Genomic DNA, 18,604 nt, shown 5'->3' with positions numbered 1-18,604 from the left:
ATCCTTAGTGTTGTTCGGACATGTTCTTGTTAGTACATCTTGCCCGGAGGAAAGTTCAGTCATCATCAAGCAGTGCAATCGCAGCCGACTGCAGTTGCAGCAGAAGCACACCTGAGACCCGGTTGTAGTGTTCGCCGAGCGCCTGCTGCAGGTTGTGCCGGAACAGCGCCGCGCCCACCTCACTGTCAGGTAACCAGCTCTGGCCATCTTGCCACAGCAGCATGAGCTCCAGCTGCTCTGCCGCCAGCTCCGCCTGACGTAAAGCTCGATAACAGGCTTCAGCCTCAGGCAGCGCGGCCAACCGCTCACGCACCCTGAAGCGCACTGCCCGCAATGGCCGGGTAACCTCAGGCTGCCAACGGTTGCCTGATTGGTGTAACCGATCATGATCAAGCTTGATGCCCTGACTGGCAAGCCAGCAGGCAAACAGGAGGCGATTGACTACGGCTCCCTGATCCTGCAACTGCAGGCAGCATTGTTCAACCCCCGACCGAGAATAAAGTGTCAATGCGTACTGCCAGAGAAGATTTTCCAGACTCATGCTGTGCTAAAATCTCGCGCCATGATTCAGATACAGAACCTAAGCTTACATCGCGGTACCCAACAGTTGCTAGCACAGACCAGCCTGACGTTTCATGCCGGCTGGAAGGTGGGTATTGTCGGCGCCAACGGCGTGGGCAAGTCATCCCTGTTCAAGCTGCTGCTGGGCCAGCTGCAACCCGACGGCGGTGAGCTGCAACTGCCCTCACGGCTTCGTATTGCCCATATGGCACAGGAAGTGGATACGTCCGAGCGCAGTGCACTGGACTATGTAGTGGATGGAGACCACCGTCTGCGTGCCGTTGAGGCCGCACTGGCAGTCGCAGAAGCGGAGCATCAGGCTAACCGGATCGGCGAGCTGCATGCCGAGCTGGATGCGATGGATGGCTATCGCGCCGAAGCACGCGCGCATCAGCTATTGGCCGGGCTCGGGTTTGCCCCGGATGACGCAGGAAGGCCGGTCAACAGCTTTTCCGGCGGCTGGCGCATCCGGTTGAATCTGGCCCAGGCCCTGATGTGCCCGTCCGATCTGTTGCTGCTGGACGAACCCACCAACCATCTGGATCTGGATGCCACCATCTGGCTGGAGCAGTGGCTGCGCCAGTATCCCGGCACCCTGCTGCTGATCTCCCATGACCGAGACTTCCTCGACAACGTGGTGAGCCATATCGTGCATCAGGCCCAGCAGACCCTGACACTCTATAAAGGCAACTACACCGCGTTCGAAGGCCTCCGTGCCGAAAAACTGTCACAGCAGCAGGCTGCGTTCGAAAAACAGCAGGCCCGCGTCGAACAGATCGAACAGTTTGTACGCCGTTTCCGGGCCAAGGCCACCAAGGCCAAACAGGCTCAGAGTCGGCTCAAAGAGCTGGAACGCATGGAGCAGATTGCGCCGGCTCATGTAGACTCTCCTTTTTCCTTCCGCTTCGATACCAGCGACAAGATCTCCTCTCCCCTGCTTACGTTGGCGGAAGCAGATCTGGGCTATCCGGATCGTACTATTCTCAAGGGTCAGTCTCTGAGTCTGATCCCCGGAGCCCGCATTGGTCTGCTCGGTGCCAATGGTGCAGGCAAATCCACCCTGATTAAGACCCTGGTGGGCGATCTGGAGTTGCTGATCGGCGAACGCCACGAAGGGGAGCATCTGCGTATTGGCTACTTCGCTCAGCACCAGCTGGAGGCGCTGGACATGGACGCCTCTCCCCTGCTGCACCTGCAGCGCATCAGCCCCGACGCCACTGACCAGGAACTGCGCAACTTTCTCGGCAGCTTTGGCTTTATTGGTGATGACGCACTGGACCCGGTGGGTCGTTTTTCCGGCGGTGAGAAGGCGCGTGTGGCGCTGGCCCTGATCGCCTGGCAGCAACCCAACTTGTTGCTGCTTGACGAACCGACCAACCATCTGGATCTGGAGGTTCGACTCGCTCTAAGCCTGGCACTGCAAGCGTTCGAGGGTGCGTTGATACTGGTGTCACATGATCGCCATCTGCTGCGCAACACAGTCGATCAATTCCTGTTGGTCGCCGATGGCCAGATCAGCGAGTTCGATGGCGATTTGGAGGACTATCACCAATGGCTGGCCCAACAGCGCCGAGAAGAGCAGAAACGCAGCGAGCCTGAGACCACCAACGACAGCGCCGCCGAGCGCTCACTCAGTGCCACCGAGCGCAAGGAGCTCAAGCGAGTCCAGGCTGAGCAGCGTGCTCGCTTGCGGCCGCTGAAACAGCAGGTCGCTCGCCTGGAGCAACAACTTGAGCAGGTCACTACCCAGATCGGTGATCTCGAAACACAGCTGGGGGATGCCGACCTGTACAGCGAGAACCGCAAGACAGAGCTGAAAACACTGCTGCAGCAACAAGCCGATCTGAAACAGCGGCAGGTACAGATTGAAACCGACTGGCTGGACCAGCTGGAGGCACTGGAGCAACTGGAACAGTCACTCGAGGATTGATCAGCTCACTGAACCGCTGAATAGATCGGACAGCTGCGACAGCCCTTCCGCATCGGCTTTCAGCACCAGCATGGCCTGTTCCAGATCCGCCTGCTGCAGGCCCAGCTCTTGCATCACCTCATCCGGCAGCGGCCCTGCCGGACCTGCACTCATGCCATGCTGACGCAGCAGCCGGCTGGCCAGATACAGCAGGCGCGCATACTCCGCATGTTCACCTTCAAAGCCGGGTTCATGCTGATAGCGTACCGCTACCGACACTTCTGCCGGTAGCTTCCAGCTTTCCAGCAACCACCCACCCACCTGCTCACGGGTCACATGTAACACTTCCTGCTCAATCAGGCTTTGCTCCAGCTGGGGGTTGGCCTCGATATGACGTGACAGGCGCGAAAAGTGGGGCGGGAACAGATGCCCCAACACCAGATAACCAAAGTTGTGCAACAAGCCAGCCAGATAGGCCAGCCCTGGACGGGGCCGTCGCTCCAGCGGAATGGATCGCGCCAGCTTTTCGCTCAGCGTAGCCGTATAAACAGCCTGCTCCCAGTAGGGCACTGTACCCCGTGGAGTATCTTCGGGCAGACGCAGTACCTGCCCCATGGCAACCCCCAGCGCCAGGTTGATTACCAGGTCGAACCCCAATACCCGAATGATCGCGTCCTCGATTGAGCGTACGCGTCCGGGGGCAGCATAATAGGGTGAAGACGCCCAGCCCATCACCTGTGCAGACAGACTCGGGTCCAGCTTCACGACCGGCACCAGCTCATCCACGCCGGCTTCCGGGTCGGAGCGCAGCATTACAATCTTGCGCATGGTCTGAGACAGACCCGGCAGACCCAGCGTATCTTCCAGTCGTTGCTGAACCCGCAAACTGGTGAATCGCTCAACGGCCCGGGTGATCACGGTCGCATCATCCAGCCCAGCGCTACCCATACCGCTGGTTGCCGGATCACAACTGACCTGACCGCGACTGACCTGGTCGTGCGTGGGCACGCTGCTGAGTGTAAAACAGAGACCGGAATGAAGCTCGTTGCAACGCAGTGGCGCTTCGCCAAGGCTGCTGTCGAGCAGCAACGGCAACGACAGCAGTTTTGCCTGACCGGCCTCTGTCTGCAGACCCGGCTGAGTAAAAAAGCGTCTCGCATCATCCACTCGTGTAGCCTGAAGCTCGCGCCCATACAGTTTCGCTACCGAGGTCAGGTCCAGCATCCGTGACGGAGGCAGCAGCGCCAATACCTTACCCTGACGATCATGCAGCAGCACCAGCCGAACCTGCTGTGCCGGGGTGCTCATCTCTGAGAATGTGCCGATATCTACAGACAAGACTTTTCTCCGCTGGCGGATTAGTTGGCGCTTTTGTGACACTATTCGATGCTTTAAGCTTGCATTAAGAATAACGGAAATAGAGGCTACAGGCATCCAATGCAGATCAAGATTCTGACAATCGGGGGCACAATCGACAAGGTCTACTACGATGCACTGAGTGACTATCATATCGGTGAGCCGGCGGCGACAGAACTGCTGGCACAGGCCGGTGTGAGTTGCCAATACAGCATCGAAAGCCTGCTGCGCAAGGACAGCCTTGAAATGGATGCACATGACCGGGCGCTGATTCGTGACCATATTGAAGCCGATACCTGCCGACATATCGTCATTACACACGGTACCGACACCATGGTTGATACAGCCCGTGCCCTGCAGGCGCTGAATGACCGCACCATCGTCCTCACCGGCGCCATGCAACCGGCCCGATTTCGCGACAGTGATGCGGCCTTCAATCTGGGAGGAGCCGTGGCCTTGGCCCAGACGCTGCCTGCGGGGGTCTACATCTTTATGAACGGACGTGTTTTCAACCCTGAGCACACCATCAAGAATCGTGCAGCCGGACAATTTCAGGTGTCCACATGAGCATTTTTCGCCAAGCAATTATCACCCTGCTGGCTTTGCAGATCCCTTTCCTCTGGGCCGCTGATGAGTCGATCGCACCGGAAAGCGCTACCGGCTGGCAACACCCCCAGCGCGTCATCGCTGAGGATTCGCTGGTGGTCACGGCTCACCCACTGGCGACTGAAGCGGGCTTTGATATGCTCCGCCAGGGCGGCACCGCTGTGGATGCAGCCATCGCTGTTCAGGCAATGCTGACCCTGGTCGAGCCCCAGTCTTCTGGCCTTGGTGGCGGTGCCTTTCTGCTCTACTGGGACCAGTCCAGCCAAACATTGCACGCCTATGATGGCCGTGAAACCGCCCCGGCTGACGTCACTGAAAATCTCTTCCTGCAATCTGACGGTAGCACTATGCCATGGCATGAAGCGCTTGTTGGCGGGCGCTCAGTTGGGGTTCCGGGAGTATTGCGGATGCTTGAACTGGCCCATCAGCGCCATGGCAGACTGGACTGGTCGGTGCTGTTTGACGCCAGCATTGCCCGTGCCGAGCAGGGGTTCCATATCGGTAACCGGTTACACAAACTGATCTCAGACAGAGTCAATCCCGGGCTGGATCGCTATGCGGCCAGTCGCCAGTACTTTTTTGACCACTCCGGTGCGCCGCTGCCTGCCGGAGCTCTGCTGCGTAACCCTGAACTGGCCGAATCGTTGCGACTGATCGCCGCCCAAGGGGCGGACGCCCTGTATCACGGTCCTATTGCAGACCAGATTCTAACCAGCATATCCGAGGCTAAAGACAACCCGGGCATGATCAGCCGAACGGATCTGGCGAGCTATGTTGCACGGGAACGCAAGCCGATATGTTTGCCCTATCGCGAATACCGTGTCTGTGGCTTTCCACCACCGACTTCGGGTGGTGTGACGCTGCTGCAAATACTGGGCCTGCTGCAGCACACTCCGTTGGCTGCACTGCCTCACGACAGTAGTGGCTTTGCTCATCTGTTTACCCAGGCCAGCCGCCTGGCCTATGCCGACCGGGGTCGCTACCTGGCTGACCCGGACTTTGTGGAGGTCCCAACAGCGGCGCTCCTCGATCCCACATACTTGCGCCAGCGCGCCAGCCTGATCAGCTCTGAGCACGACATGGGGCAGGCCCAGCCAGGCCAGCCAGTGGAACTGACCCGTGCCGATGACCGCTCGCCCGAGTTGCCGTCAACCAGCCACTTCGTCATTCGAGACAGATATGGCAACCTGCTGTCGATGACCAGCAGTATTGAGATGGCATTCGGCTCGACCCTGATGGCAGGGGGCTTTCTGCTCAACAATCAGCTCACTGACTTTTCCTTTATCCCCGAGATCAACGGCGTGCCAGTGGCTAACCGGGTTGAACCAGGCAAGCGCCCACGCAGCTCAATGGCACCGGTGATGGTATTCAACGCCGATAATCGCCCGATCGCTGCGCTCGGCTCTCCTGGTGGCAGTCGTATCATCAACTATGTGGCACAAACTCTCCTGCTGATGCTGCATACCGATATGTCACTGCAGGATATCCTCTACCAGCCCAATATAAGTAACCGTAACGGCGATACCGAACTGGAGGAAGCCACCTCCGCCGAGCAACTGCTGTTCGAGCTCAGGGATATGGGGCATCGCGTAAGCATTCGGGAACTCAACAGCGGAGTACACGCCATTCGTCAACGGTCCGATGGTCGCTGGGAGTCGGGGGTCGATCCGCGCCGCGAGGGAAAGGCACTGGGACGCTGAACTATCAGCCAGCCATATGTTTACTGGCGGTTTATGTGATTGACTGAACGCAGGCTGCGCAGCTTGCGAATCACCCGTGCCAGGTGCACACGGTTGTAAACCGTCAGCTCCATGTTCACGCTGAACAGCTGACCATCACGCTCGCCACTGTCGATTTTAAGCAGGTTGGCACCCATACTGGCAGCGGCCGTCGCCAGGTTGGCAATGATGCCGCGCTGGGATTCAACCTCAAGGAAAAGCCCGACCACAAATTCTTCTTCGTTGCTTTGTGGTGCTGACCACTCCAGATAGATGGTTTTTTCGGGGTTATCACGCAGGTAACCTATGTTGCGACAGTCGGTACGATGTACCACAAGCCCACGACCACTGCTGATATGCCCGATGATGCTGTCTCCGGGAATGGGGTGGCAGCAGCGGGCATACTGCATGACCATCCCCTCAGCACCCCGAATAGCCAGAGGCCGGCCCTGTTCAGTCAACCCTGGGTCCTGCTCAACATGCTCGGCAGGGCGCAGACGGCGCGCTACCACATACGCCATGCGGTTGCCCATGCCGATATCTTCCAGCAGGTCATCCAGCTGCTTGAACTCAGCCTCGTCCAGCAGCTGTGCCAACTGATCAGGGTCAATGTCATCAAGGCTTGCACCGTAGTTGCCCAAAAACTGGCTCAACAGTCGACGCCCCAATTCGATCGATTCATTGCGTTGTTGATTCTTCAGAAAGTGCCGGATGCTGGTGCGTGCCTTGCCGGTCACCACAAAATTGAGCCATGCCATGTTCGGCTGGGCCCGCGGCGTAGTGATGATTTCGACCGTTTGACCGCTTTCCAGAGGTTCCGACAGTGGCGCCAGGCGACGGTTGATACGGCAGGAAACACAGGAGTTACCCACGTCCGTATGCACGGCGTAGGCAAAGTCGACCGGTGTTGCGCCACGCGGCAACTCCAAAATCCGCCCTTTGGGGGTGAAGATGTAGACCTCGTCCGGGAACAGGTCTTTTTTCACGCTCTCGATAAATTCCATCGAGTCACCGGCACTTTGCTGCATCTCCAGCAGCCCCTGTACCCATTTACGAGCACGGTTGTAAGAACCCAGTGCGCTTTCAGTACTACCCTTGACCTTGTAATGACTGTGCTCGGCAATCCCCTGGCTGGCGACCGCATCCATGTCACTGGTACGGATCTGTACCTCGATGGTCATGCCCCGGGCGCCAAACAGCACCGTGTGCAACGACTGGTAACCATTGGCCTTGGGAATGGCAATATAATCCTTGAAGCAACCCGGTACCGGCTTGTACAGGTTGTGCACGGCCCCCAGAATACGGTAACAGTCATCAACGCTGCCGGTCACAATCCGAAAGGCAAACACATCCATAATGTCGGCGAACGCCTTACGCTGTACCTTCATTTTGCGATAGATGCTGTAGAGGTGTTTCTCGCGACCGGATACACTTCCGCTGAGCCCTTCCTGATCCAGCCGGGCCTGGATCGATTCTCGCACCTGTTCAATGATGTCCTTGCGCTGTCCGCGCGCATGCACCACCGCTCGCCGAATGCGCTTGGCTCGCATCGGGTAATAGGACTGGAATGCCAGATCCTCCAGTTCAACCTGCAGGTCTCGCATACCCAGACGCGCGGCAATGGGTGCATAAATATCGAGGGTTTCGCGGGCAATACGACGCTGTTTGTCAGGCCGCATGGCACCGAGGGTACGCATGTTGTGCAGCCGATCTGCCAACTTGACCAGAATGACGCGGATATCTTCCGCCATCGCCAACACCATTTTCTGGAAATTCTCGGCCTGGGCTTCCGCCTTGGTCTCGAACTCCAGATGGGTCAGCTTGGAGACGCCATCGACAATATCCGCTACAGAGGTGCCGAACTGCCCCTCAATGCCCGCATATTCGATCTCGGTATCTTCGATTACATCGTGCAACATGGCCGCCATCAAGCTTTGATGGTCCATGTGCATCCCGGCCAGTACATTGGCTACGGCCAGTGGATGAGTCACATAGGGTTCGCCGCTTTTACGGCGCTGACCATCGTGGGCCTGCTCGGCATAGAAATAGGCGCGACGCACCCGAGCAATCTGATCCTGTGTCAGATACTCTTCGAGGCGATGTGAAAGGGCATCAATGGTCGGCATCTATCACTCCGTCAGGCCAAGGCTGGCACTTGGGCCAGCCATATACCCTGATGATGCCGTATTACGCGTGCGGGGGAAAGATCAGCGCTGTACCTGCTCATCCAGCACGCTGCGATCGACCAGTTTTTCAGCGATTTCACGCAGGGCAACAACGGTGGGCTTGTCGTTTTCCCAATCGACCTTGGGGTCCTTGCCGCCAACTGCGATCTGGCGTGCACGCTTGGATGCGATCATCACCAATTCAAAACGGTTTTCGACATTTTCCAGACAATCTTCAACGGTTACTCGTGCCATTGCGGACCTCAGACAGGGTTGGAGCCAGAGAAAAGACCGATAAGTCTACGGGGGTTTCAGCGTTCAGACAAGAGCTCACTCAGCAGTTCAGCCTGCAACTGCTGCTGCACCTCCTGCCGCAACCGCCGTGCCTTGAAAAGACTGGCAAGCTGATCGAGTGCAACTTCGAACCGGTCGTTAATCACCAGATAGTCATACTCCGGGTAGTGGCTCATTTCGCTTACTGCAGCAGACATCCGTCCGGCGATGATGGCATCACTGTCCTGACCCCGGTTGGTCAGTCGCTCACGCAGAGCGGCTCGGCTGGGAGGCAGAATGAAAACCGTTACCGCTTCGGGCATCAAACGCCTGACCTGCTCGGCACCCTGCCAGTCAATTTCAAGGATTACATCCTGCCCTGCAGCCAGCTGCTCACGCACCCACTGCTGGGAGGTGCCGTATTTGTTGCCGAACACTTCGGCATACTCAAGAAACTGGCCCTGCTCGATCAGCTCGTTGAATGCATCCATGCTGACAAAATTGTAATCCTGGCCACCCACTTCACCAGGACGCCTTGCCCGGGTGGTATGGGATACCGATACCACCAGTTGGGGGTCCTGCTCCAGCAGAGCCTTGACCAGGCTGGTCTTGCCAGCGCCAGAGGGAGCCGAAAGAATGTACAGTGTGCCTGCGAGCTGAGTCATTGCCTGTTGTCCCGATGTCATCCTGATTGCGAACCGAAACTATAGCACGCAGCTCCAGACTGACCCAGCACCCTGCTTCCAATACCCTCAGCCAAACGCCAGGTCACGCAGGAACAGAGAGATCTGCGGGAAGATGATCAGCAAAGCCGCAGCCAGTATCAGCATGAAGACAAAAGGAGGAGTGCCTTTGATCACTTCAATATAGGGACGCCGGAATATGGCGATCGCGGTGAATATATCGCAGCCAAACGGCGGGGTAGCCGAACCAATGGCCACCTGCAGCGTAATCAACACCCCAACCAGCACAGGATCAAGCCCTGCCGAAGCGACCAGCGGGGCAAAGATCGGCACCAGTACCAGAATCACCACGATCGGATCGACAAACATGCAGCCGATAAAAAACGCTATACAGATCGCGATCAGCACCCCTGTAGGGCTGGCATCGGCCAGCCCCAGTGAGGCGATAATGGTTTGGGGTATCTGCGCGAAGGAGATGATCCAGGAAAAGGCCGCTCCGGCCGCCACCAGAATGAACACAACCGCCGTGATAAGACCGGTCGACTTGGCAATCTTGTACAGCTCAGCGGGTTTGAGAGCCCTGAACACGATGAATTCGAGGATTACGGCATAGAGGACACACACAGCTGCCGCTTCGGTCGGGCTGAATATACCGCCATAGATACCGCCCACAATGATGACCGGAAAGCCCAAGGGCCAAATCGCTTTGCGCACGGCCTGCCAGCGCTCGGGCCAGCTGGCCTTTTCCTCTGTGGGCACTCGGTTAATGCAGGCATAGATATAGCTGTAAAGTGCAAACATGCCAAGAATCAGCAAACCCGGCCCGACACCTGCGATAAACAGTTCAGAAATTGAGGTGTTGGATACCACACCATAGATGATCATGCCGATGCTGGGGGGGATAAGGAAAGCGATATCGCTGGCGTTGATGATCAGCGCCAGCACGAAGCTGTCTTTGTAGCCTGCCTTGAGCATTTTAGGGCGCAGAGGGGAGCCGACGGCGACTACGGTTGCCTGTGTTGAGCCGGAAACAGCTCCGAACAGGGTGCAGGCGGTCGCTGTGCTGATCGCCAGCCCGCCCCGTACGTGGCCAATGAACTTCATCACCATATCGATCAAACGATCAGCCGAGTGCCCTCGGGTCATGATGTCCGCAGCCAGAATAAACATGGGAACTGCGATCAGGGAGGTAGGACGAATGCCGGCCATAAACTGCTGGATCATGAAATCCATCTGATCAAAGCCGCCAAACATGCTGTAAAAACCGATGAAAGCCGCAACTATCAGCGGAATCATCATCGGAAATCCAAGCAGCAACAGCACGATCATGGTACTGACCATAATGGCGGTCATCTATCGACTCCCTTCCGTAGTGGCACCATATACAGCATCAGTTGCGGTCATACCCATCTCTCACTTCTGTCGATAGATACACCGCATCAGAGGAAACCAAATTTTTAAGTGCCGTCAGCAGATACTGAACCCCGGTCACGCTCAGTCCGACTGGCACCCACAGAAAAATCCACCATACAGGTACCTGCAAAGATGAAAGCACCCGTCCGGAACTGGCTACCGAACCGATGTAACGAATGGAAAAGAAAGCCAGTGCAAACATTACCAGCGACGTCACCAGCGCAATCAGCATCATCAGCCAACGTCTGCCGCCCGCCGGCAGCACATCAAACAGGGCCGACATGCGAATGTGACGCCCATGGCGTGCGGCATAGCCAATCCCCGCAAAGGTGATCATGACGATCAGAATGCGGTTCACTTCTTCGGTAAAGAAGAAGCTGTGCTGAAATACAAACCGCCCAACCACATTCGCGACGGTATTCAGTGCCATCAGCAACACTCCGGCACCCAGAATGAATGCCTCGGCACGCCCAAGCCAGCGATCCAGATACCCGAGAGGTCCGGGCAGAGCTGAAACAGGCTTACTCGATATATCAGTGTCAGCGGACATCCAGCCCTCCACTCAGCGATCAGCCAAGGGAGAGCCAAGGCCCTCCCTTGTTCATCACGGTTATTCAGCGGTTGCCGCTTCCAGATCCTGCTTGAACTGCTCCAGCAAGGCCTTGCCGCTGTCGCCTGTCATTTCGATGTATTTGGCTTCAACCTCTTTGGCTGCGGCACGGAAAGGCGCGCGCTGCTCCTCTGTCAGGCGCACGACCTCAATCTCGGGCTTCTGCTCAAGAATTTTCTCCAGTGACCGTTCACTGAGCCCCTTCTGGTACTCCATGATATGGTCGAACGCCACGTCCATCGCTTCATGTATCAGGGCTTGATCAGCCTCTGGCAGTCCATCAAAGAAGCGCTTGTTGGCCATCACGGCAGTGGTGAAGTTGTTATGGCCTGTAAAGGTAATCACGTCACTGACTTCATACATCTTGGCTGACTCAACCCAGAACAAGGGGTTTTCCTGTCCCTGGATGATGTTGGTCTGCAATCCGCCATACACCTCACCCCAGGCCAGTGGAGTGGGCGTTGCACCGAATGCCTTGTAGGACTCCACCAACAGCGGGTTGGTCATGACACGGATTTTGACGCCGTTAAGGTCAGCTGGCTTTTCAAACGGTTCCTGAGTGGTAATGACCACTTCACCTTCGGGAAACATTTTCAGCAATTCAAGGCCATGCTGTGCATAGATTTCCTTGAAGTCTTCATTGATCGCCTTGCTGTTGCGGAAAAAACTGTCCAGTGCTTCATGAGTTTCCGGCAACAGATAGGGAATGAAGAACACTTGAGCTTCGGGAATCAGAGAGCCGGTAAAACCCGGAGACTGATCAACAAACTGCAGCAGTCCTGCCTGGGCCTGTTCCATGGTATCGGCAGACTCCCCCAACGTACCGTAGGGAAACAGCTGGATATTGTGGTCGGAGTTGGCTTCGATATGCTCCTTGAACTTGGTGGCATAGACACCTTGTACATCGGTAATGGCCTCCTCGAAAGCGTATCGCCAAGTTGCCGCCTGAGCTGTAGCGGCCGTTCCGAGTGTTACCAGAGCCACCGTACAGGCGCCTACCAGTGTCTTGAGCTTGTGCATGATTTTGGTCTCCAATCCAGGGTTCGCAAAACGAGTGCTCGGCCAGATTATGGGTTCGAGGCACCGCCGCTCCCGTTACAGAATAGTTCCTTTTTAAATACTTAGCACATCTAAGCATCTTAACGCAAAAACAGGCCCCCTCTTTTGAGAGGCCCATACCCCCACCCAAAAAACCGCGAAAAATCGGCAAAAACTTAACTAAAAAACAACAAAAAACCTAATTGCGTTCTTTTTAAAGAAATAAAATTCCATCGAACAATGGCGTAATTTTCACAACTTTCGTTTCGTTCCTCATTGTATCGGATCTGACTTGGGTGCCATTTCGTACAGAACAAGGCTTTGGATGGAGAACATACAGTGAGCCTTACACTTTACTGGATAACCCAGGATCTGCGACTGGACGACAACCCGGCATTGCTCAAGGCCGTTGAGGACAGTACGGAGCTTGTATGTGTTTATTGTCTGGACAACCAATGGCGGCAACCTGATCGCTATCAGAGCCTGCCCATGGGCAGGCATCGCAGAGCGTTTCTCCAGCAAAGCCTGCTGCAGCTGGATCATGCATTGGCACTCAAGGGTCAGCGACTGCTGTTGTTGGAGGGTGACCCGGTTGAAAAACTGCTTTGGCTGGTGCGCGAACTGAAGCCCGAACGACTGGTGGTGAGCGAACAGGTTGGCCTGTACGAACAGCGACAGATCAACCGCGTCCGGGCCGCCCTGACCGAGATTGAGATTCTGTTAGTTTGCAGTCATACCCTGTTCAGCCCGAAGCAGCTGCCCTTTACACTGACACAGCTGCCAGACCAGTTCACACCCTTTCGCCATCAACTTGAAGCCGGACCCGATCCCACCAGCGCGGTTTCCGCCCCTGCGGCATTGCCACCCCCTCCGCATGGATTGCCCGGGGGTATGCTTCTGATGCCATCTATGGAGCTGCGGGACACTGCCTTTCGTGGCGGATGTACCGAGGCCATGGCACACCTGGAGCACTATTTCAGCCAGTCTCATGCCTCGATTTACAAACAGACCCGTAATGCGCTTCAGGGCTGGAGCAACAGCACCCGTTTCAGTCCCTGGCTAGCCAATGGCTGCCTGTCGCCACGTCGCATTCTGAGTCGACTGAAAGCCTACGAGCAGGCACAAGGCAGCAACGAGTCAACCTACTGGATCAGCTTTGAACTGCTTTGGCGCGAGTATTTCCAGTGGTATGCACTCAAGCACCGGGCGCGTCTGTTCGCACGCAGTGGCATAGCCACACGGACACCCCTGACCAGCTTTTATCCCGAACGTTTCAGGCGGTGGTGCCAGGGCACGACCCCCTGGCCACTGGTCAATGCCTGTATGCGTGAGCTCAACGTCACCGGCTTTATCTCCAACCGTGGGCGTCAGATTGCCGCCAGTTGTCTGGTAAACGAGCTCAACATCGACTGGCGCTACGGTGCGGCCTGGTTCCAGCAGCAACTGATTGACCACGATGTGGCCAGCAACTGGGGCAACTGGCAGTATATTGCCGGTGTTGGCGCCGGAAACCGCCAGCAGTGCTCTCGACAGCCGCGACGCCGCCGACTGGCCTGTTTGGGTTCGTCATCTCAACTGCAGAACCCTCATCTGAGCCTGCGTCACTGGCGCTTCATGCACGAATCAATCCGGTGGAGAGTGCGCAGCACAGGCTTGGTTGAACGAGTTCTTCGAGTTTCGTGGCAAGGAGTATGTCGCGGCCATTTCATTCAGAAATTCGAAACCGAATGCGCCATGGAGTTTCGTCCGGTCAACAAGGCCTATCTGGATTTTCCCTATCGACATGATGAGCAGGTCGAGGCTGATTTCAACGCCTGGTTCAATGGGCAGACTGGCTACCCCCTGGTTGATGCGTGCATGCGTTGTCTACACGCAACCGGTTACATCAACTTCCGCATGCGTGCCATGCTGGTGAGCTTTCTCTGCCACCAGCTCAACATTGACTGGAAACGGGGCGTGAAGCCACTGGCCAGACTGTTTCTCGATTACGAGCCCGGCATTCATTACCCCCAGTTCCAGATGCAGGCGGGCGTTACCGGGATCAATACCATTCGCATCTATAACCCGGTTCTGCAGTCGCAAGAGCAAGACCCGAACGGCATGTTCATCCGTCAATGGGTTCCCGAACTGAATGGACTACCTGACGATCTACTGCACATTCCCTGGGAAATGACACCGATGGAGGAGCAGATGTTTCAGTTGCACATCGGTACTGATTATCCTGCCCCGCTGGTTGAACTGAAGACCACGGCTGCCGCTGCCCGTGAGCGCTTGTGGCAGTGGCGTAACCGGCCCGAAGTACAGACCGAAGCCCGCCGCCTGCTGCGTCGGCATGTTCGCAACCCCGGCAAACCGACAGGACGCAAACATGCACAAAAGGCATCTGCCTGAGAAGATCTGTCGTGGCTGCAACCGCCCGTTCAGTTGGAGACGCAAGTGGGCGCGCTGCTGGGATGAAGTGGTCTACTGCTCCGAACGCTGCAGACGCAACCGCAAACACCCTGTCGACAAAAGCAGCTGAGGCTTATTCGATATTCTGGATCTGTTCTCGCATCTGCTCGATCAGAACCTTCAGCTCTACCGCACTGCGCGTAGTGGCCGCGACTATCGACTTGGAAGACAGTGTATTTGCCTCCCGATTCAGCTCCTGCATCAGGAAATCCAGCCGCCGTCCAACTGGACCTTGTTGTTTTAGCACACGGCGAACCTCCTGCACATGTGTCTGCAAGCGGTCAGTCTCTTCATCCACATCCGCCTTCTGCGCAATTAATACAATTTCTTGCTCAAGGCGCGCGGCATCCAACTCTGCACTAAGCTCCGTTAGCCGGGAACGCAAAGTGTCACGCTGTCCCTGCAGGATCTTCGGCATCAGGGTACGTACGTCCGACGTAATCTGCTCAATGGCAGTAAGCCGCTGCTGAATCAGCTCGGCCAGTTCAGTGCCTTCACGCTCACGTCCGACAATCAGATCCTTCAACGCCTGTGAAAACAAGAGCACTGCCTGGGCCCTGACCTCTGACATATCGATCGTTGATTCCTGCAGCACACCAGGCCAAGCCATTACCTCCATAGGGTTGATCGGCTGCGACTCTGGGATCAACTCGCTGACTTGGGTTAACGCTGATATGACCTCTTGAGCACGCACCTGATCAATGTGCATCGACTCAGTACTACGCTCCGGAATGAAGCGCAGCGTGCACTCTACCTTGCCTCTACTCAACAGCTGACGCAGCTGTTCACGAAGTTTGCCCTCAATATCGCGCAAGGATTCCGGTAAACGGAAATGCGGCTCCAGATAGCGATGATTCACCGATCGCAGTTCCCAAATGAGGGTCCCCCAAGATTGTTGCTGCTCTTGGCGGGTAAAGGCGGTCATGCTTCGTGTCATAATCAGGCGATCTCTATTAGAATTGCTACCTGATCCATTTTAACAGTCATCGGCCAGTCCTGCGCGGGCCATGACAGCGACCAAGGGTAGGTAACATGAGTTCCAGCTTCTCCGAACAGATACAGAACCTCGGGCTGAACAAAATGCGTCCAAGCGGCCGACAAGCGGATCAGATGCGTGATATACGCATCACCCGCAATTTCACTCGCCACGCAGAAGGTTCTGTTCTGGTGGAGTTTGGTGATACCAAGGTGATCTGTACCGCTACTGTGGACCGCGGTGTTCCACGTTTCCTTCGCGGCAGTGGCTCAGGTTGGGTTACCGCCGAATATGGCATGCTACCCCGCTCAACCAACACTCGCTCCGACCGCGAAGCCGCCCGCGGCAAGCAGACAGGTCGTACCATTGAAATTCAGCGCCTGATCGGTCGCTCCCTCAGGGCAGCGCTTGATCTTAAAAAGCTAGGCGAGAACACTATCACTATAGACTGTGATGTCATTCAGGCGGATGGCGGCACGCGCACGGCTTCAATTACCGGAGCCTGCGTGGCCCTGATGGATGCCATTAACGTACTGAAGAAGGACAAAAACGGCGCCATGAAGGGTAACCCCGTCAAGCAGATGATCGCTGCCGTATCCGTGGGTATTTACAGAGGTGAAGCAGTGCTGGATCTGGACTATGCCGAAGACTCAGCAGCGGAAACGGACATGAACGTCATCATGACTGAAGCGGGCGGTTTCATTGAAGTGCAGGGAACCGCAGAGGGTGCCCCCTACTCTCAGGAGGAGCTGAACGCAATGCTGGATCTGGCTCGCAAGGGCATTTCCGAGCTGGTTGAACTGCAAAAGCAGGCACTGGCAGGCTGAACAGCAAGCCGCCGGTTTCACGGCCGGCGGCTGATGCTGTCAGATATCGATGTCGTAATCGATTGTCAGGGGCGCGTGCTCCGAGAACCGTTGGTCACGGTAAATCCGCGCATTTTTTACAACCTTGCGCAGGTTTGCCGTTGTAATCTGATAATCCAAACGCGCACCTTCGTTCAGCGACCAGGCACGGTTATAGTCGGGCCACCATGTAAACTGTCGCTCAGCTTTATTAACCTCCCTGAAAGCATCGACATAGCCCATCTCATCCAGGACCTCTTCAATCCAGGTCCGCTCTTCTGCGAGAAAGCCCGAAACTCGCTGATTAACATACCAATTGCTCAGGTCGACTGGTCTGTGGGCAATATTGAAGGTTCCAGCGAAGATAAACTCTCTGCGTTTTCGCAGCGTTTTCTTCAGGTGCCCCATGAGCAGCTCCAAATACTCCATTTTTCCTGCCTGAGCTTCTTCACTGCGTAGACCGGAAGGGATGGTCATCGAGCTGACGCTGACCTTATCAAAGTCTGCCTGAATAAAGCGACCGTTGAAATCGCACTGCTCAAAGCCAAGACCAGTCATGATCGCCTTCGGCAGATGCCGTGTATAGATGGCTACACCACTGAAGCCATCTTCGAAAGCGTCAAAAAAATACGCATGATATCCATCCGGATGGTAGCGATCACCATCAAGCTGGTACTCTTTTGCCTTGAGATTCTGCAGACACACCACATCAGCATCCTGCTGGGCCATCCAGTCAAAAAAGCCATTATCTGCTGCCTGTTCAATACCCTGAGTATTGAAGGTAATAACACGCATACTGTCTTTGCCCCGTGAGCGTATTCGAACGAATCTGGGATGGAAGGTCAAAGCGGAATTGTACCGGCTGCGCACCGGAAATTGAAATTTTTCTACAGGCCTTCTCGTGGATGGGAACAGCCCCAGCAGGTATTATTAGCGCCACACTCACCTGCATGCGGAGAAAAAGATGCTCGACTACAAACGTGATTTTATCGACTTTGCCTTGAAAAAAGAGGTTCTTCGCTTTGGCGAGTTTACCTTGAAGTCAGGTCGTAAGAGCCCCTATTTCTTCAATGCAGGCTTGTTTAATACAGGATCTGCCTTGGCTCAGCTTGGCCGCTTCTATGCTGCAGCACTGCAGAATGCCGGCATTGAATACGACGTGATGCTTGGCCCTGCCTACAAGGGTATTCCTCTGGCAGCCGCCACTTGCGTGGCCCTGGCCAATGAATATGATCTCGATATCCCTTACGTATTCAACCGCAAGGAGGCCAAGGATCATGGTGAAGGTGGTAACCTGGTAGGTGCGCCGCTTACAGGCCGTGTTTTAATCATCGACGATGTAATAACGGCTGGCACAGCCATTCGCGAGGTAATGGCAATCATTGAACAGGCCGGTGCAGCACCTGCCGCAACACTGATTGCTCTGGACCGACAGGAGCGAGGCACAGGCGATTTATCTGCGATTCAGGAAGTGGAACGTGACTACGCCATGCCGGTCATCAGTATTATCAGTCTTGATGATCTAGTGCAGTACCTGCATGAACAAGGCAACATGCAACAGGAGTTGTCGGCTATTGAAGCCTATCGTGCCGAATATGGTATCAAAGACTGAGTACAACTGAGCTCTCGCAAGCTCAGTGACAGGAAAGTCAGAGAAAGGGCCCGCCGCAGGGAATGCGCCGGGCCCTTTCTTTTGTCTGGCGCCTGCCTGTGCTTCGCCCCAATGCAAAAACCCCGGCCTCAACGAGACCGGGGTTTCTGGTATTAAGTGCCTGGCGATGACCTACTCTCACATGGGGAAGCCCCACACTACCATCGGCGATGACGCGTTTCACTGCTGAGTTCGGTATGGGATCAGGTGGTTCCACGTCTCTATGGTCGCCAGGCGAAACTGGTACAAACCGGATCTGATTGAGCCTCGTGCTTATATGTCACGTTGCTCTGATTGTCTGTGTTGTTGCTACAAGCGTTCAATCGGTGCTCTTTCGAGCCGATAATCG

At 55.9% G+C, this 18,604-nt stretch carries 17 protein-coding genes and 1 rRNA gene; 7 read left to right on the top strand and 11 right to left on the bottom strand.

Annotated elements, in window-relative coordinates; genetic code table 11:
• Positions 1-55 precede the first annotated feature (55 nt).
• A complete protein-coding gene (locus tag BLV48_RS09180; protein WP_091826260.1) occupies positions 56-541 on the bottom strand; it encodes a TIGR02444 family protein in 486 nt (161 codons plus the stop codon).
• 21 nt (positions 542-562) lie between these two features.
• Here BLV48_RS09180 and BLV48_RS09175 point away from each other — a divergent pair, with 21 nt between their 5' ends.
• Positions 563-2,491 carry an ATP-binding cassette domain-containing protein gene (locus tag BLV48_RS09175; protein ID WP_091826258.1) on the top strand — a complete coding sequence of 643 codons (1,929 nt, stop codon included), beginning with the start codon at positions 563-565 and terminating at the stop codon, positions 2,489-2,491.
• Here the strand turns inward: BLV48_RS09175 and BLV48_RS09170 are convergent, their stop codons facing one another.
• Positions 2,492-3,808 carry an HDOD domain-containing protein gene (locus tag BLV48_RS09170; protein WP_254775003.1) on the bottom strand — a complete coding sequence of 439 codons (1,317 nt, stop codon included), beginning with the start codon at positions 3,806-3,808 and terminating at the stop codon, positions 2,492-2,494.
• A 99-nt stretch (positions 3,809-3,907) separates the two neighbouring features.
• On the opposite strand from BLV48_RS09170, the gene BLV48_RS09165 reads away from it, so the two are divergent.
• Positions 3,908-4,393, top strand: a complete 486-nt coding sequence (locus BLV48_RS09165) for an asparaginase domain-containing protein (protein WP_091826257.1) — start codon at positions 3,908-3,910, stop codon at positions 4,391-4,393.
• The gene (ggt, locus tag BLV48_RS09160; RefSeq protein WP_091826255.1) at positions 4,390-6,132 is read left to right on the top strand and encodes a gamma-glutamyltransferase; all 1,743 of its coding nucleotides are present in this window, start codon (positions 4,390-4,392) and stop codon (positions 6,130-6,132) included. Before BLV48_RS09165 ends, ggt begins: the two co-directional genes overlap by 4 nt.
• A gap of 20 nt (positions 6,133-6,152) precedes the next feature.
• On the opposite strand, the gene spoT is transcribed toward ggt, so the two are convergent.
• The 6 genes from spoT to BLV48_RS09130 form a co-directional block, all read right to left on the bottom strand.
• Positions 6,153-8,276: a bifunctional GTP diphosphokinase/guanosine-3',5'-bis pyrophosphate 3'-pyrophosphohydrolase gene (gene spoT, locus BLV48_RS09155; RefSeq protein WP_091826253.1), complete on the bottom strand. Its 2,124-nt coding sequence runs from the start codon at positions 8,274-8,276 to the stop codon at positions 6,153-6,155.
• An 81-nt stretch (positions 8,277-8,357) separates the two neighbouring features.
• Positions 8,358-8,570 carry a DNA-directed RNA polymerase subunit omega gene (gene rpoZ / locus BLV48_RS09150; protein WP_091826252.1) on the bottom strand — a complete coding sequence of 71 codons (213 nt, stop codon included), beginning with the start codon at positions 8,568-8,570 and terminating at the stop codon, positions 8,358-8,360.
• A gap of 56 nt (positions 8,571-8,626) precedes the next feature.
• Positions 8,627-9,253, bottom strand: coding sequence for a guanylate kinase (gmk, locus tag BLV48_RS09145; RefSeq protein WP_091826250.1), 627 nt, complete (start codon positions 9,251-9,253; stop codon positions 8,627-8,629).
• Positions 9,254-9,340: 87 nt separating this feature from the next.
• Entirely contained in the window at positions 9,341-10,624 is a 1,284-nt protein-coding gene (locus tag BLV48_RS09140) for a TRAP transporter large permease (RefSeq protein WP_091826248.1), read from the bottom strand.
• A 37-nt stretch (positions 10,625-10,661) separates the two neighbouring features.
• Positions 10,662-11,234: a TRAP transporter small permease gene (locus tag BLV48_RS09135; RefSeq protein WP_091826246.1), complete on the bottom strand. Its 573-nt coding sequence runs from the start codon at positions 11,232-11,234 to the stop codon at positions 10,662-10,664.
• A gap of 60 nt (positions 11,235-11,294) precedes the next feature.
• Complete coding sequence (locus BLV48_RS09130; RefSeq protein ID WP_091826245.1) at positions 11,295-12,314, bottom strand: TRAP transporter substrate-binding protein; 1,020 nt, start codon at positions 12,312-12,314, stop codon at positions 11,295-11,297.
• A gap of 357 nt (positions 12,315-12,671) precedes the next feature.
• Here BLV48_RS09130 and BLV48_RS09125 point away from each other — a divergent pair, with 357 nt between their 5' ends.
• Together BLV48_RS09125 and BLV48_RS09120 are read left to right on the top strand one after the other, a co-directional pair.
• Positions 12,672-14,723, top strand: coding sequence for a deoxyribodipyrimidine photo-lyase/cryptochrome family protein (locus BLV48_RS09125; RefSeq protein ID WP_175527632.1), 2,052 nt, complete (start codon positions 12,672-12,674; stop codon positions 14,721-14,723).
• On the top strand, positions 14,701-14,853 hold the full coding sequence (locus BLV48_RS09120; RefSeq protein ID WP_091826241.1) for a DUF2256 domain-containing protein: 153 nt from the start codon (positions 14,701-14,703) through the stop codon (positions 14,851-14,853). Before BLV48_RS09125 ends, BLV48_RS09120 begins: the two co-directional genes overlap by 23 nt.
• 3 nt (positions 14,854-14,856) lie before the next feature.
• On the opposite strand, the gene BLV48_RS09115 is transcribed toward BLV48_RS09120, so the two are convergent.
• Positions 14,857-15,720, bottom strand: a complete 864-nt coding sequence (locus BLV48_RS09115) for a YicC/YloC family endoribonuclease (RefSeq protein ID WP_091826239.1) — start codon at positions 15,718-15,720, stop codon at positions 14,857-14,859.
• A 95-nt stretch (positions 15,721-15,815) separates the two neighbouring features.
• Here BLV48_RS09115 and rph point away from each other — a divergent pair, with 95 nt between their 5' ends.
• Positions 15,816-16,586: a ribonuclease PH gene (gene rph, locus BLV48_RS09110; protein ID WP_277987736.1), complete on the top strand. Its 771-nt coding sequence runs from the start codon at positions 15,816-15,818 to the stop codon at positions 16,584-16,586.
• A gap of 39 nt (positions 16,587-16,625) precedes the next feature.
• Here the strand turns inward: rph and BLV48_RS09105 are convergent, their stop codons facing one another.
• Positions 16,626-17,399 carry an exodeoxyribonuclease III gene (locus BLV48_RS09105; protein ID WP_091826237.1) on the bottom strand — a complete coding sequence of 258 codons (774 nt, stop codon included), beginning with the start codon at positions 17,397-17,399 and terminating at the stop codon, positions 16,626-16,628.
• 169 nt (positions 17,400-17,568) lie between these two features.
• On the opposite strand from BLV48_RS09105, the gene pyrE reads away from it, so the two are divergent.
• Positions 17,569-18,216: an orotate phosphoribosyltransferase gene (gene pyrE / locus BLV48_RS09100; RefSeq protein ID WP_091826235.1), complete on the top strand. Its 648-nt coding sequence runs from the start codon at positions 17,569-17,571 to the stop codon at positions 18,214-18,216.
• A 158-nt stretch (positions 18,217-18,374) separates the two neighbouring features.
• On the opposite strand, the gene rrf is transcribed toward pyrE, so the two are convergent.
• Positions 18,375-18,490: ribosomal RNA gene (rrf, locus tag BLV48_RS09095) — 5S ribosomal RNA — on the bottom strand.
• Positions 18,491-18,604: the final 114 nt, after the last annotated feature.

The organism is Marinobacterium iners DSM 11526 (genome assembly GCF_900107855.1).
Lineage (GTDB): Bacteria > Pseudomonadota > Gammaproteobacteria > Pseudomonadales > Balneatricaceae > Marinobacterium > Marinobacterium iners.
The sequence above is the reverse complement of the archived record's forward strand: the minus strand, read 5'-3'. Positions and strand labels throughout refer to the sequence as shown.